The organism is Enterobacter sp. 5-4 (genome assembly GCF_000612205.1).
GTDB lineage: Bacteria > Pseudomonadota > Gammaproteobacteria > Enterobacterales > Enterobacteriaceae > Enterobacter > Enterobacter roggenkampii.
Genome location: NZ_JFHW01000010.1, coordinates 284459 through 299007 on the forward strand (window position 1 = coordinate 284459; position 14549 = coordinate 299007).

The window sequence follows — 14549 nt, forward strand, 5'->3', positions numbered from 1 at the left end:
ATCGAGGTATTGTTGTAAAAGAGAGAACTTAAATGAAATTACTACACCGTTTCTTTAGCAGTGAGGCGTCCGGTGGCGTGCTCCTGATTATTGCCGCAGCGGCCGCGATGGTGCTGGCTAATCTTGGCATCACGCGGGATCTCTATCATGCATTTCTGGAAACGCCCGTTGAGCTGAAGGTCGGGGCGCTGGAAATTAACAAGAACATGCTGCTGTGGATCAACGATGCGCTGATGGCGGTGTTCTTCCTGCTGGTGGGGCTTGAAGTTAAGCGTGAGCTGGTTCTGGGCTCGCTTGCCAGCCGCCAGCGCGCGGCGTTCCCGGTCATTGCCGCGCTCGGTGGGATGGTGGTGCCGGCGCTGCTCTTCCTGGCGTTCACCTGGCAGGATTCGGTTGCACGTCACGGCTGGGCGATCCCGGCCGCGACGGATATCGCTTTTGCGCTCGGGGTGCTGGCCTTGCTGGGAAGCCGCGTGCCGGTTGCGCTGAAAATCTTCCTGATGGCGCTGGCGATCATCGATGATCTTGGCGCCATTGTGATTATCGCGCTGTTCTATACCAGCGATCTGTCGATCCTGTCTCTGAGCGTGGCTGCCGGAGCGATTGCGGTGCTGGCGCTGCTGAACATCTTTAACGTGCGCCGCATTGGTATCTACATCCTCGTGGGGATGGTGCTGTGGACGGCGGTGCTGAAATCCGGCGTGCACGCCACGCTGGCTGGGGTGATCGTCGGCTTCTTCGTGCCGCTTAAGCCGCAGGACGGCAAGTCGCCGGCCAAACAGCTGGAGCATGTGCTGCACCCGTGGGTCGCCTTTATGATCCTGCCCCTGTTTGCGTTTGCCAATGCCGGGGTTTCGCTGGGCGGCGTGACGCTGGACGGGCTGACGTCCGTGCTGCCGCTGGGCATTATTGCCGGTCTGTTTATCGGTAAGCCGCTGGGTATTAGCCTCTTTTGCTGGCTGGCGACGAAACTGAAGCTGGCGTCATTGCCGCACGGCACCACGTTTAAGCAGATTATGGCCGTCGGCGTGCTGTGTGGAATAGGGTTTACGATGTCGATCTTTATCTCGACGCTGGCGTTTGGCGCGCATGCGCCTGAGCTGATCGTCTGGGCGAAACTCGGCATTCTCATCGGGTCATTACTGGCCGCCGTAATTGGTTATACCTTGTTGAAGGTGAAATTGTCCGGACAGGCCGTCCAGGCATAACGGAACACCGGGAGGAGGCGATCCTTCTCCCGAAACACACTCAAGGAGCGAAGACGCGATGTCTCATTTGAATTACAACCATCTTTACTACTTCTGGCACGTCTATAGACAGGGCTCGGTGGTCGGGGCTGCAGAGGCGCTCTACCTGACGCCGCAAACCATCACCGGGCAAATCAAGGCGCTGGAAGAACGTTTGCAGGGCAAGCTGTTCAAGCGTAAGGGGCGCGGGATTGAACCCAGCGAGCTGGGTGAGTTGGTTTTCCGCTACGCGGACAAAATGTTTACCCTTAGCCAGGAGATGCTGGATATCGTCAACTACCGCAAAGAGTCGAACCTGCTCTTTGATGTTGGCGTGGCGGATGCGCTGTCCAAACGGCTGGTGAGCGGCGTGCTGGATGCGGCGGTGGTCGAAGATGAACAAATTCATCTTCGCTGCTTTGAATCCACCCACGAGATGCTGCTGGAACAGCTGAGCCAGCACAAGCTGGACATGATTATCTCGGATTGTCCGATCGACTCGACGCAGCAGGAAGGGCTGTTCTCGGTGAAAATTGGGGAATGCGGCGTGAGCTTCTGGTGCATTAATCCGCCGCCGGAGAAACCCTTCCCGGCCTGCCTGGAAGAGCGTCGACTGCTGGTGCCGGGAAGACGTTCCATGCTGGGGCGCAAGCTCCTGAACTGGTTTAACTCGCAGGGGTTAAACGTGGAAATCCTCGGCGAATTTGACGATGCGGCGCTGATGAAAGCCTTTGGTGAAGCCCACAACGCCATCTTCGTTGCGCCGACGCTCTACGCGCACGATCTCTATTCGGACGACAAGATTACGGAAATAGGCAGAGTGGATAACGTGATGGAGGAGTATCACGCCATCTTTGCTGAAAGGATGATTCAGCATCCGGCGGTACAGCGAATCTGTAACCGTGACTACTCGGCGCTGTTTACGCCACCGGCAATCTGAAGATATAAAAAAACCCGCGTTAAGCGGGTTCTTTTAAAACAAGCCACAACAAGCGGCGATTAAGCCAGTTTGTTGATCTGCGCGGTCAGGTTTGCTTTATGACGCGCTGCTTTGTTTTTGTGGATCAGACCTTTAGCAGCCTGACGATCCACGATTGGTTGCATTTCGTTAAATGCGTTCTGCGCAGCAGCTTTGTCGCCAGCTTCGATAGCTGCGTATACTTTCTTGATGAAAGTACGCATCATAGAGCGACGGCTTGCATTGTGCTTACGAGCCTTTTCAGACTGAATAGCACGTTTCTTAGCTGATTTGATATTAGCCAAGGTCCAACTCCCAAATATGATCTATGTGGACAATTCAAAGGCCGAGGAATATGCCCTCTATACCTTCTTTTGTCAATGGATTTGTGCAAATAAGCGCCGTTAATGTGGCGACGCTACGTTACGTAGTGATGGCGCAGGATTCTACCAGCTTGTTGTCCGTGAATACAGCTTTTCGGCATAAAAATCGCAGTTCGCGAGCAGATTTTTTCGCTGCGAAAGGTCAGCCTGATGAAATCATTACGGCTTTCTGTTTTGCACGAACAATCGCCGGTTAACCTTAACCGCTGTACAAGGTATACTTTGGCGATTTTCACTGTTTTGAGCCAGACATGAAGCTGATACGCGGCATACATAATCTCAGCAGAGCCCCGCACGGGTGCGTGCTGACCATTGGTAATTTCGACGGCGTGCATCGTGGTCATCAGGCGCTGTTGCAGGGATTGCGTAAAGAAGGGGAGGCTCGCGGCCTGCCCGTTGTAGTGATGATTTTCGAACCGCAGCCGCTGGAGCTGTTCGCGGGCGACAAATCTCCCGCCCGTCTTACACGCCTGCGCGAGAAGTTGCGCTATCTGGCTCAGTCCGGCGTGGACTATGTATTGTGCGTACGTTTCGATCGCCGCTTTGCCGCGCTGACAGCACAAAATTTCGTCAGCGACCTGCTGGTGAAGCGTCTTGGCGTGCAGTTTCTTGCCGTGGGCGATGATTTCCGCTTTGGCGCTGGTCGTCAGGGTGATTTCTTGCTATTACAGAAGGCTGGTCTGGAGTACGGTTTTGACGTCACCAGCGCGATGACCTTCTGTGAAGGCGGCGTGCGCGTCAGCAGCACGGCAGTGCGGCAGGCGCTGGCCAACGATGAACTGGATACGGCAGAAAACCTGCTGGGACATCCGTTCACCATCTCTGGTCGCGTGGTCCATGGCGATGCGCTGGGCCGCACGATAGGTTTCCCGACGGCGAATATACCGCTGCGTCGTCAGGTTTCCCCGGTTAAAGGGGTCTATGCGGTAGAAGTGGCAGGACTGGGCGATAAGCCGTTCTACGGCGTCGCCAATATTGGCACGCGTCCGACCGTTGCCGGTGTGCGTCAACAGCTAGAAGTGCACCTGCTGGACGTTGTAATGGACCTGTATGGTCGCCATATAGATGTGATACTGCGTAAAAAAATACGCAACGAGCAGCGATTTGGTTCGCTGGATGAACTCAAAGCGCAAATTGCGCGAGATGAATTAACAGCCCGCGAGTTTTTTGGGCTTTGAACCCGGCTTAACTGCCTACGTGATAAATACGGAACCGAGAATCTGATGAGTGACTATAAATCAACCCTGAATTTGCCGGAAACAGGGTTCCCGATGCGCGGCGATCTCGCCAAGCGTGAACCGGGAATGCTGGCGCGTTGGACCGATGATGACCTGTACGGCATCATTCGTGCAGCCAAAAAAGGCAAAAAAACCTTCATTCTGCATGATGGCCCTCCCTATGCGAATGGCAGCATTCATATTGGTCACTCTGTAAACAAGATTCTGAAAGACATTATCGTGAAGTCCAAAGGACTCGCGGGATATGACTCGCCTTACGTTCCGGGCTGGGACTGCCACGGCCTGCCAATCGAGCTGAAAGTTGAGCAGGAATTTGGCAAGCCTGGTGAGAAATTCACCGCCGCTGAGTTCCGTGCGAAGTGCCGCGAATACGCAGCCACCCAGGTTGACGGTCAGCGCGCTGACTTCATCCGTCTGGGCGTACTGGGCGACTGGTCGCATCCGTACCTGACCATGGACTTCAAAACCGAAGCCAACATCATCCGTGCGCTGGGCAAAATCATCGGTAACGGCCACCTGCACAAAGGCGCGAAGCCGGTGCACTGGTGCGTGGACTGCCGTTCTGCGCTGGCAGAAGCGGAAGTGGAGTATTACGACAAAACCTCTCCGTCTATCGACGTAGCCTTCCATGCCGTCGATCAGGATGCGGTGAAAGCCAAATTTGGCGTGTCGTCCGTTAACGGCCCGATCTCGCTGGTGATCTGGACCACCACCCCGTGGACCCTGCCAGCCAACCGCGCGATCTCCCTGTCCGGCGAGTTCGAATACGCGCTGGTGCAGATTGACGGCCAGGCGGTTATCCTGGCGAAAGATCTGGTTGAAAGCGTGCTGAAGCGCGCGAACATCGCCGATTACACCGTGCTGGGCACAGTTAAAGGCGACGCGCTGGAGCTGATGCGCTTCAAACACCCGTTCCTGGACTTCGACGTTCCGGCGATCCTGGGCGACCACGTAACGCTGGACGCGGGTACCGGTGCGGTACATACCGCCGGTGGCCACGGTCCTGACGACTACAACATCAGCCTGAAGTACGGTCTGGAAATCGCTAACCCGGTGGGGCCGGACGGTTCCTACCTGCCTGGCACCTACCCGGCGCTGGACGGCATCAACGTCTTCAAAGCGAACGACATTATTGTCGACATGCTGCGCACCAGCGGTGCGCTGCTGCACGTTGAAAAAATGCAGCACAGCTATCCGTGCTGCTGGCGTCACAAGACGCCAATCATCTTCCGTGCGACCCCGCAGTGGTTCGTCAGCATGGATCAGAAGGGCCTGCGCGAGCAGTCTCTGAAAGAGATCAAAGGCGTGCAGTGGATCCCGGACTGGGGTCAGGCGCGTATCGAATCCATGGTGGCTAACCGTCCTGACTGGTGTATCTCCCGTCAGCGTACCTGGGGCGTGCCGATGTCGCTGTTCGTGCATAAAGAGACGCATGAGCTGCACCCGAACACCCTCGAACTGATGGAAGAAGTGGCGAAGCGCGTCGAAGTTGACGGCATTCAGGCGTGGTGGGATCTCGACGCCCGTGACATCCTGGGCGCTGATGCTGACAACTACGAGAAAGTGCCGGATACCCTGGACGTATGGTTCGATTCCGGGTCTACCCACTCCTCCGTGGTTGACGTGCGTCCGGAATTTGCCGGTCACGCTGCCGATATGTATCTGGAAGGGTCTGACCAACACCGCGGCTGGTTCATGTCATCTCTGATGATCTCCACCGCCATGAAGGGTAAAGCGCCTTACCGTCAGGTACTGACTCACGGCTTCACCGTGGATGGTCAGGGCCGTAAGATGTCTAAATCTATCGGTAATACCGTTTCTCCGCAGGATGTGATGAACAAGCTGGGCGCAGACATTCTGCGTCTGTGGGTGGCGTCGACCGACTACACCGGCGAAATGGCGGTGTCTGACGAGATCCTTAAACGCGCTGCCGACAGCTATCGTCGTATCCGTAACACCGCGCGCTTCCTGCTGGCGAACCTGAACGGGTTTGATCCGGCAAAAGACATGGTGAAACCGGAAGAGATGGTGGTGCTGGACCGCTGGGCGGTAGGCTGCGCGAAAGCGGCGCAGGAAGATATCCTGAAGGCCTATGAGTCTTATGACTTCCACGAAGTGGTGCAGCGCCTGATGCGCTTCTGCTCCATCGAGATGGGCTCGTTCTACCTCGACATCATCAAAGACCGCCAGTACACCGCGAAAGCGGACAGCGTGGCGCGTCGTAGCTGCCAGACCGCGCTGTTCCATATCGCAGAAGCGCTGGTACGCTGGATGGCGCCGATCATGTCCTTCACCGCGGATGAAATCTGGGGTTACCTGCCGGGCGATCGTGAGAAGTATGTCTTCACCGGCGAATGGTACGAAGGTCTGTTCGATCTCTCCAGCACCGAAGCGATGAACGATGCCTTCTGGGACGAGCTGCTGAAAGTGCGTGGCGAAGTGAACAAGGTTATCGAGCAGGCGCGTGCTGACAAGAAAGTCGGCGGCTCTCTGGAAGCGGCAGTGACCCTGTACGCGGAGCCAGAGCTGGCGGCGAAGCTGACGGCGCTGGGCGATGAATTACGATTTGTCCTGTTGACCTCCGGTGCGAAAGTTGCGGATTATGCTGACGCGTCTGCTGATGCTCAGCAGAGCGAACTGCTCAAAGGACTGAAAGTCGCGCTGAGCAAAGCCGACGGTGAGAAATGCCCGCGTTGCTGGCATTACACCACCGATGTCGGTCAGGTGGCGGAACACGCAGACATCTGCGGACGCTGTGTAAGCAACGTCGCCGGTGACGGCGAAAAACGTAAGTTTGCCTGATGAGTAAAACTCTCTGTTCAACAGGACTGCGCTGGCTGTGGCTGGTTGTGGTGGTGCTGATTATCGATCTGGGCAGCAAGTTCCTGATCCTCCAGAATTTCGCTCTGGGGGAGACGGTGCCGCTGTTCCCGTCGCTTAACCTGCACTACGCGCGCAACTACGGTGCGGCGTTCAGTTTCCTTGCCGACAGCGGTGGCTGGCAGCGCTGGTTCTTTGCGGGTATCGCTCTCGGTATCTGCGTGATCCTGGCGGTGCTGATGTACCGCTCGAAGGCAACGCAAAAGCTGAATAACATCGCCTACGCGCTGATCATTGGCGGCGCGCTGGGCAACCTGTTTGATCGCCTGTGGCACGGCTTTGTGGTCGATATGATCGACTTCTACGTCGGCGACTGGCACTTCGCGACCTTTAACCTCGCTGATAGCGCCATTTGCATCGGTGCGGCGTTAATCGTGCTGGAAGGCTTCTTGCCGAAACCGGCCGCGAAAGAGCAGGCGTAAGCATCAATGCCGGGTGGCGCTACGCTTACCCGGCCTACCGAATTTGTGGCTTCCCGTAGGCCCGGTAAGCGTAGCGCCACCGGGCAACAGGTGACCCAAAACAAGCGAGCAATTTGCATGTCTAAATCCGTACAGAGCAACAGCGCGGTTCTCGTTCACTTTACGCTGAAGCTGGATGACGGCTCCACGGCCGAATCCACCCGCAACAACGGCAAACCGGCCCTGTTTCGTCTTGGCGATACCTCCCTGTCTGAAGGTCTTGAGCAGCAGCTTCTCGGTCTGAAAGAGGGTGAGAAAAAAGCCTTTTCGCTGGAGCCGGATGCCGCGTTTGGCGTGCCAAGCCCGGATCTGATCCAGTATTTCTCCCGTCGTGAGTTTATGGACGCGGGTGAACCGGAGATCGGGGCAATTATGCTCTTTACCGCTATGGACGGCAGCGAAATGCCTGGCGTGATCCGCGAAATCAACGGCGACTCGATTACCGTTGACTTCAACCATCCGCTTGCCGGGCGTACCGTTCATTTTGATATTGAAGTGCTGGAAATCGATCCGGCACTGGAGGCCTGAGATGCAGATCCTGTTGGCTAACCCGCGCGGCTTTTGCGCCGGTGTAGACCGCGCTATCAGCATTGTTGAAAACGCGCTGGAAATTTACGGCGCGCCGATTTATGTGCGTCACGAAGTGGTGCATAACCGCTACGTGGTCGACAGCCTGCGCGATCGCGGTGCCATCTTTATCGAGCAGATCAGCGAAGTGCCTGACGGTGCGATCCTGATTTTCTCCGCGCACGGCGTCTCTCAGGCGGTCCGTAACGAAGCGAAAAGTCGCGATCTGACCGTCTTCGATGCCACCTGTCCATTAGTGACAAAAGTGCATATGGAAGTGGCGCGCGCCAGCCGCCGTGGTGAAGAGTCGATCCTGATTGGCCATGCCGGCCACCCGGAAGTTGAAGGCACCATGGGCCAGTACAGCAACCCGGAAGGGGGAATGTACCTGGTGGAGTCGCCGGAAGATGTCCTGACGCTGAACGTGAAAAACGAAGCGCGCCTGTCGTTTATGACCCAGACGACGCTCTCCGTCGACGATACCTCAGACGTGATTGACGCCCTGCGTCAGCGCTTCCCGAAAATCGTCGGGCCGCGCAAGGATGACATTTGCTACGCCACCACCAATCGTCAGGAAGCGGTGCGCGCGCTGGCTGAACAGGCGGACGTGGTGCTGGTGGTCGGCTCTAAGAACTCCTCCAACTCTAACCGTCTGGCTGAACTGGCACAGCGAATGGGGAAGGCGGCGTTCCTGATCGACGATGCCACGGATATTCAGGAAGCGTGGGTTAAAGACGCGGCCTGCGTTGGCGTGACGGCCGGGGCGTCCGCGCCGGATATTCTGGTACAAAACGTCATTTCCCGCCTGCAGGAGCTGGGCGGCGGCGAAGCGGTGCCGCTGGAAGGACGTGAAGAGAACATTGTTTTCGAAGTACCGAAAGAACTGAGAATCGACGCCCGCGAAGTCGAATAGTCCCTTTTCTGATGAAAGGCCAGCACCTCCTGTGCTGGCCTTTTTTTTACCCGTTACTTTATCGTGACGACAAAATCATGTCTTTTACTGATATTTAAGTCGGTTTCACGTTAAATTCTAATTATTGGTGTTTTCAGTTGGCAGTGCTCAGAAAGGCTGGTTAATCTGAAAACGGTTTACATCATTTTAACGTAAGAGAATAACTATGCATGATGCACAGATCCGTGTCGCCATTGCGGGCGCGGGTGGACGTATGGGCCGTCAGCTGATTCAGGCGGCACTTCAGATGGATGGCGTAGCACTTGGCGCGGCGCTGGAGCGTGACGGTTCATCACTTCTGGGGACCGATGCTGGTGAGCTGGCGGGCGCGGGAAAGACCGGCGTCACCGTACAAAGCAGCCTGGATGCGGTTAAAGAGGACTTCGATGTCTTCATCGATTTTACCCGCCCGGAAGGGACGCTCACGCATCTGGCATTTTGCCGCCAGCACGGCAAGGGGATGGTGATCGGCACCACCGGTTTTGACGATGCGGGCAAGCAGGCTATCCAGGATGCATCCAAAGAGATTGCGATTGTCTTCGCCGCAAACTTTAGCGTGGGGGTTAATGTCATGCTGAAGCTGCTGGAGAAGGCCGCGAAGGTGATGGGCAACTACACCGATATTGAGATTGTTGAAGCTCACCACCGCTATAAGGTTGATGCGCCATCCGGCACGGCGCTGGCGATGGGCGAAGCGATTGCTCATGCACTTGATAAAGATTTAAAAGACTGTGCGGTCTATGCCCGCGAAGGCCACACCGGGGAACGCGTGCCGGGCACCATTGGTTTCGCAACCGTCCGGGCGGGTGACATCGTCGGCGAACATACCGCGATGTTCGCCGATATTGGCGAGCGCGTCGAAATTACGCATAAAGCGTCCAGCCGAATGACGTTTGCCAATGGTGCCGTTCGATCCGCTTTGTGGCTGAAAGAGAAGAGAAATGGCCTTTTTGATATGAGAGATGTGCTGGATCTCAACAATTTGTAAGCATTATTACCCATCGTGATGTGGTTATTGCAGTCGTAATTATTTGATTGCATAGGGCAATAATTTATTGCCCTTTTATTTTATCTGTTTCGTGATTATTTTGTTCATTTAGCCTTGAAAGTATAGCTGTTCCTCTTGATTCTCGTTACTGAAATGTAAATTTTGACCATTTGGTCCACTTTTTGATGCTGCGTCGACTCATTTTTCATTAAACCCGGCGCGCAAGCGTTTTCCGCAGTGATTTACCTGATCTTTTTGTCGCTTAAGCTTCACTCACCTCGTCAGATACGCAAAAGACTAAACAAAATGTCGGTTTTAAGTTGACTTTTACCCACCAAATCTCCAGAATGCCGCCGTTTGCCAAAAATCCGCTGGCAACACATTTGCATTGATCCATGACATGGTTATGAATTAATATGCAAATAAAGTGAGTGAATATTCTCTGGAGGGTGTTTTGATTAAGTCAGCGCTATTGGTTCTGGAAGACGGAACCCAGTTTATCGGTCGGGCCATAGGGGCAACGGGTTCGGCGGTTGGGGAAGTCGTTTTCAATACTTCAATGACCGGTTATCAAGAAATCCTCACTGATCCTTCCTATTCTCGCCAAATCGTTACTCTTACTTATCCTCATATCGGCAATGTCGGCACCAATGCGGCTGACGAAGAATCCTCTCAGGTACATGCGCAAGGCCTTGTCATTCGTGACCTGCCGCTGATTGCCAGCAACTTCCGCAACACTGAAGATCTCTCTTCTTACCTGAAGCGCCATAACATCGTGGCGATTGCCGATATCGATACCCGTAAGTTAACGCGTCTGCTGCGCGAGAAGGGTGCACAGAACGGCTGCATCATCGCAGGTGATAACCTCGATGCGACGCTGGCGCTGGAAAAAGCGAAAGCTTTCCCGGGCCTGAACGGCATGGACCTGGCGAAAGAAGTGACTACCGCTGAAGCCTACAGCTGGACTCAGGGTAGCTGGACGCTGGAAGGCGACCTGCCGGAAGCGAAAAAAGAGAGCGAGCTGCCGTTCCACGTGGTGGCCTACGATTTTGGCGCCAAGCGCAACATCCTGCGCATGCTGGTTGACCGCGGCTGCCGCCTGACGGTGGTGCCTGCACAAACGTCTGCCGAAGACGTGTTGAAGATGAATCCGGACGGTATTTTCCTGTCCAACGGTCCTGGCGACCCGGCGCCGTGCGATTACGCCATCGCCGCCATTAAGTCCTTCCTGGAAACCGATATCCCGGTATTCGGCATCTGCCTCGGCCATCAGCTGCTGGCGCTGGCGAGCGGTGCGAACACCGTCAAGATGAAGTTCGGCCACCACGGTGGTAACCACCCGGTGAAAGACATCGATAACAACACGGTGATGATCACCGCGCAGAACCACGGCTTTGCCGTCGATGAAGCCTCAATGCCGGCTAACCTGCGCGTGACCCATAAGTCGCTGTTCGATGGCACCCTGCAGGGGATTCATCGTACCGATAAGCCAGCATTCAGCTTCCAGGGCCACCCGGAAGCGAGCCCGGGCCCGCACGACGCCGCGCCGCTGTTCGATCACTTCATCGAACTTATCGAGCAATACCGTAAGACCGCTAAATAATCAGGAGCCGAGAAGACAATGCCAAAACGTACAGACATAAAAAGCATCCTGATCCTTGGCGCTGGCCCGATCGTTATCGGCCAGGCCTGCGAATTCGACTACTCCGGCGCGCAGGCGTGTAAAGCCCTGCGTGAAGAGGGTTACCGCGTTATCCTGGTGAATTCTAACCCGGCGACCATCATGACCGACCCGGAAATGGCTGATGCAACCTACATTGAGCCGATTCACTGGGAAGTGGTGCGTAAAATCATCGAAAAAGAGCGCCCGGACGCGGTGCTGCCGACCATGGGCGGCCAGACGGCGCTGAACTGCGCGCTGGAGCTGGAGCGTCAGGGCGTGCTGGCCGAGTTCGGCGTGACCATGATTGGCGCGACCGCCGACGCGATTGATAAAGCCGAAGACCGTCGCCGCTTCGACGTGGCGATGAAGAAAATCGGCCTCGACACCGCGCGCTCCGGTATCGCACACAACATGGAAGAAGCGCTGGCCGTTGCGGCTGACGTGGGCTATCCGTGCATCATCCGTCCATCGTTCACCATGGGCGGCACCGGCGGCGGTATTGCCTACAACCGCGAAGAGTTCGAAGAAATTTGCGAACGCGGTCTGGATCTTTCCCCAACCAAAGAGCTGCTGATTGATGAATCGCTGATTGGCTGGAAAGAGTACGAGATGGAAGTGGTGCGTGATAAAAACGACAACTGCATCATCGTCTGCTCCATCGAAAACTTCGATGCGATGGGTATCCACACCGGCGACTCCATCACCGTTGCGCCAGCCCAGACGCTGACCGACAAAGAGTATCAAATCATGCGTAACGCCTCGATGGCGGTACTGCGTGAAATCGGCGTGGAAACCGGCGGTTCTAACGTACAGTTCTCCGTAAACCCGAAAACCGGCCGTCTGATTGTTATCGAAATGAACCCGCGCGTGTCCCGTTCCTCCGCGCTGGCCTCTAAAGCGACCGGCTTCCCGATTGCGAAAGTGGCGGCGAAACTGGCGGTGGGTTATACCCTCGATGAGCTGATGAACGACATCACCGGTGGCCGCACCCCTGCGTCCTTCGAGCCGTCCATCGACTACGTTGTCACCAAAATTCCACGCTTCAACTTCGAGAAATTTGCCGGCGCCAACGACCGTCTGACCACCCAGATGAAATCCGTCGGTGAAGTGATGGCGATTGGCCGCACGCAGCAGGAATCCCTGCAGAAAGCGCTGCGCGGCCTCGAAGTGGGCGCGACCGGCTTTGACCCAAAAGTGAGCCTGGACGACCCGGAAGCGCTGACCAAAATCCGTCGCGAGCTGAAAGACGCAGGCGCAGAACGTATCTGGTACATCGCCGATGCCTTCCGTGCCGGCCTGTCCGTCGACGGCGTGTTCAACCTGACCAACATCGACCGCTGGTTCCTGGTACAGATTGAAGAGCTGGTGCGTCTGGAAGAGAAAGTGGCAGAGCTGGGCATCAACGGCCTGGACGCAGACTTCCTGCGCATGCTGAAGCGTAAAGGATTCGCCGACGCGCGTCTGGCTAAGCTGGCGGGCGTGCGCGAAGCGGAGATCCGCAAGCTGCGCGACCAGTACGACCTGCACCCGGTTTACAAGCGCGTCGACACCTGTGCGGCAGAGTTTTCTACCGACACCGCGTACATGTACTCCACCTATGAAGACGAGTGCGAAGCAAATCCGTCAGTTGACCGCGACAAGATTATGGTGCTGGGCGGCGGTCCAAACCGTATCGGCCAGGGCATCGAGTTCGACTACTGCTGCGTACACGCCTCGCTGGCGCTGCGTGAAGACGGTTACGAGACCATCATGGTCAACTGTAACCCAGAAACCGTCTCCACCGACTACGACACCTCTGACCGCCTCTACTTCGAGCCGGTTACCCTGGAAGACGTGCTGGAAATCGTGCGCATCGAGAAGCCAAAAGGCGTTATCGTGCAGTACGGTGGCCAGACGCCGCTGAAGCTGGCGCGCGCGCTGGAAGCGGCAGGCGTACCGGTTATCGGGACCAGCCCGGATGCGATTGACCGCGCGGAAGACCGCGAGCGTTTCCAGCAGGCGGTTGACCGTCTGAAGCTGAAACAGCCGGCGAACGCCACGGTGACGGCCATCGAACAGGCCGTAGAGAAGGCGAAAGAGATTGGCTACCCGCTGGTGGTGCGTCCTTCTTATGTGCTGGGCGGCCGCGCGATGGAAATCGTCTACGACGAAGCCGACCTGCGTCGCTACTTCCAGACGGCGGTGAGCGTCTCCAACGATGCACCAGTGCTGCTTGACCGCTTCCTCGACGATGCGGTAGAAGTGGACGTTGACGCCATCTGCGACGGCGAAATGGTGCTGATTGGCGGCATCATGGAGCATATCGAGCAGGCGGGCGTACACTCCGGCGACTCCGCCTGTTCTCTGCCAGCGTACACCCTGAGCCAGGAAATTCAGGACGTGATGCGCCAGCAGGTGCAGAAGCTGGCCTTCGAGCTGCAGGTTCGCGGCCTGATGAACGTCCAGTTCGCGGTGAAAGACAACGAAGTCTACCTGATTGAAGTCAACCCGCGTGCGGCACGTACCGTACCGTTCGTCTCTAAAGCCACCGGTATTCCGCTGGCGAAAGTGGCGGCGCGCGTGATGGCAGGCCAGACGCTGGCACAGCAGGGCGTGACCAAAGAGATCATTCCACCGTACTACTCGGTGAAAGAAGTGGTGCTGCCGTTCAACAAATTCCCGGGCGTTGACCCGCTGTTAGGGCCAGAAATGCGCTCAACCGGGGAAGTGATGGGCGTGGGCCGTACCTTCGCAGAAGCGTTTGCCAAGGCGCAGCTGGGCAGCAGCTCGACCATGAGAAAATCGGGCCGTGCGCTGCTCTCTGTTCGCGAAGGCGATAAAGAGCGCGTGGTTGACCTTGCGGCCAAGCTGCTGAAGCAGGGCTTTGAGCTGGACGCGACCCACGGTACGGCAATTGTGCTGGGCGAAGCGGGTATCAACCCGCGTCTGGTGAACAAGGTGCATGAAGGTCGTCCGCACATTCAGGATCGTATCAAGAATGGCGAATACACCTACATCATCAACACCACCGCAGGCCGCCAGGCGATTGAAGACTCCAAGCTGATTCGCCGCAGCGCGCTGCAGTACAAAGTGCACTACGACACCACCCTGAACGGCGGTTTCGCAACGGCCATGGCGCTGAATGCGGATGCTACCGAGAAGGTGATTTCGGTTCAGGAAATGCACGCGCAGATTAGCAAGTAAGTAAAAATGCCCGGTGCCGTTCGGTTGCCGGGCATTCACCCCATCTTCAG

At 56.4% G+C, this 14549-nt stretch carries 11 protein-coding genes and 1 pseudogene; 11 read left to right on the forward strand and 1 reads right to left on the reverse strand.

The features are described 5' to 3' along the window. Positions 1-32 precede the first annotated feature (32 nt). Together nhaA and nhaR are read left to right on the forward strand one after the other, a co-directional pair. Positions 33-1208 carry a Na+/H+ antiporter NhaA gene (nhaA, locus tag AA74_RS0107570; protein ID WP_025912147.1) on the forward strand — a complete coding sequence of 392 codons (1176 nt, stop codon included), beginning with the start codon at positions 33-35 and terminating at the stop codon, positions 1206-1208. 58 nt (positions 1209-1266) lie between these two features. After that, the gene (gene nhaR, locus AA74_RS0107575; RefSeq protein ID WP_008502038.1) at positions 1267-2166 is read left to right on the forward strand and encodes a transcriptional activator NhaR; all 900 of its coding nucleotides are present in this window, start codon (positions 1267-1269) and stop codon (positions 2164-2166) included. A 59-nt stretch (positions 2167-2225) separates the two neighbouring features. Here the strand turns inward: nhaR and rpsT are convergent, their stop codons facing one another. Continuing rightward, entirely contained in the window at positions 2226-2489 is a 264-nt protein-coding gene (rpsT, locus tag AA74_RS0107580) for a 30S ribosomal protein S20 (protein WP_008502037.1), read from the reverse strand. A gap of 115 nt (positions 2490-2604) precedes the next feature. Here rpsT and AA74_RS1000000123660 point away from each other — a divergent pair. From AA74_RS1000000123660 to carB, 9 genes and pseudogenes are all read left to right on the forward strand, one after another. Then, a pseudogene (locus AA74_RS1000000123660) lies at positions 2605-2811 on the forward strand (DUF2575 domain-containing protein); the annotation flags it as partial. 7 nt (positions 2812-2818) lie between these two features. Next, positions 2819-3745, forward strand: a complete 927-nt coding sequence (gene ribF / locus AA74_RS0107585) for a bifunctional riboflavin kinase/FAD synthetase (RefSeq protein ID WP_025912148.1) — start codon at positions 2819-2821, stop codon at positions 3743-3745. Positions 3746-3790: 45 nt separating this feature from the next. Then, positions 3791-6607, forward strand: a complete 2817-nt coding sequence (gene ileS / locus AA74_RS0107590; RefSeq protein WP_025912149.1) for an isoleucine--tRNA ligase — start codon at positions 3791-3793, stop codon at positions 6605-6607. Further along, complete coding sequence (lspA, locus tag AA74_RS0107595) at positions 6607-7107, forward strand: signal peptidase II (RefSeq protein WP_008502034.1); 501 nt, start codon at positions 6607-6609, stop codon at positions 7105-7107. The genes ileS and lspA overlap by 1 nt, the downstream gene beginning before the upstream one ends. A 117-nt stretch (positions 7108-7224) precedes the next feature. Next, positions 7225-7674: an FKBP-type peptidyl-prolyl cis-trans isomerase gene (gene fkpB, locus AA74_RS0107600; protein ID WP_023345412.1), complete on the forward strand. Its 450-nt coding sequence runs from the start codon at positions 7225-7227 to the stop codon at positions 7672-7674. 1 nt (position 7675) lies between these two features. Then, the gene (gene ispH / locus AA74_RS0107605; RefSeq protein WP_023293312.1) at positions 7676-8626 is read left to right on the forward strand and encodes a 4-hydroxy-3-methylbut-2-enyl diphosphate reductase; all 951 of its coding nucleotides are present in this window, start codon (positions 7676-7678) and stop codon (positions 8624-8626) included. Between the two features lie 205 nt (positions 8627-8831). Further along, a complete protein-coding gene (dapB, locus tag AA74_RS0107610; protein WP_025912150.1) occupies positions 8832-9653 on the forward strand; it encodes a 4-hydroxy-tetrahydrodipicolinate reductase in 822 nt (273 codons plus the stop codon). A gap of 454 nt (positions 9654-10107) precedes the next feature. Next, on the forward strand, positions 10108-11256 hold the full coding sequence (gene carA / locus AA74_RS0107615) for a glutamine-hydrolyzing carbamoyl-phosphate synthase small subunit (RefSeq protein ID WP_010427050.1): 1149 nt from the start codon (positions 10108-10110) through the stop codon (positions 11254-11256). A gap of 18 nt (positions 11257-11274) precedes the next feature. Further along, the gene (carB, locus tag AA74_RS0107620) at positions 11275-14499 is read left to right on the forward strand and encodes a carbamoyl-phosphate synthase large subunit (RefSeq protein ID WP_023293310.1); all 3225 of its coding nucleotides are present in this window, start codon (positions 11275-11277) and stop codon (positions 14497-14499) included. The last annotated feature ends 50 nt before the right edge of the window (positions 14500-14549 follow it).

Excerpts from the sequence above, each read along its gene's own strand:
- nhaA (WP_025912147.1), top strand. The coding sequence starts at position 33 with ATGAAATTACTACACCGTTTCTTTAGCAGTGAGGCGTCCGGTGGCGTG.
- nhaR (WP_008502038.1), top strand. The coding sequence starts at position 1,267 with ATGTCTCATTTGAATTACAACCATCTTTACTACTTCTGGCACGTCTAT.
- ribF (WP_025912148.1), top strand. The coding sequence starts at position 2,819 with ATGAAGCTGATACGCGGCATACATAATCTCAGCAGAGCCCCGCACGGG.
- ileS (WP_025912149.1), top strand. The coding sequence starts at position 3,791 with ATGAGTGACTATAAATCAACCCTGAATTTGCCGGAAACAGGGTTCCCG.
- lspA (WP_008502034.1), top strand. The coding sequence starts at position 6,607 with ATGAGTAAAACTCTCTGTTCAACAGGACTGCGCTGGCTGTGGCTGGTT.
- fkpB (WP_023345412.1), top strand. The coding sequence starts at position 7,225 with ATGTCTAAATCCGTACAGAGCAACAGCGCGGTTCTCGTTCACTTTACG.
- ispH (WP_023293312.1), top strand. The coding sequence starts at position 7,676 with ATGCAGATCCTGTTGGCTAACCCGCGCGGCTTTTGCGCCGGTGTAGAC.
- dapB (WP_025912150.1), top strand. The coding sequence starts at position 8,832 with ATGCATGATGCACAGATCCGTGTCGCCATTGCGGGCGCGGGTGGACGT.
- carB (WP_023293310.1), top strand. The coding sequence starts at position 11,275 with ATGCCAAAACGTACAGACATAAAAAGCATCCTGATCCTTGGCGCTGGC.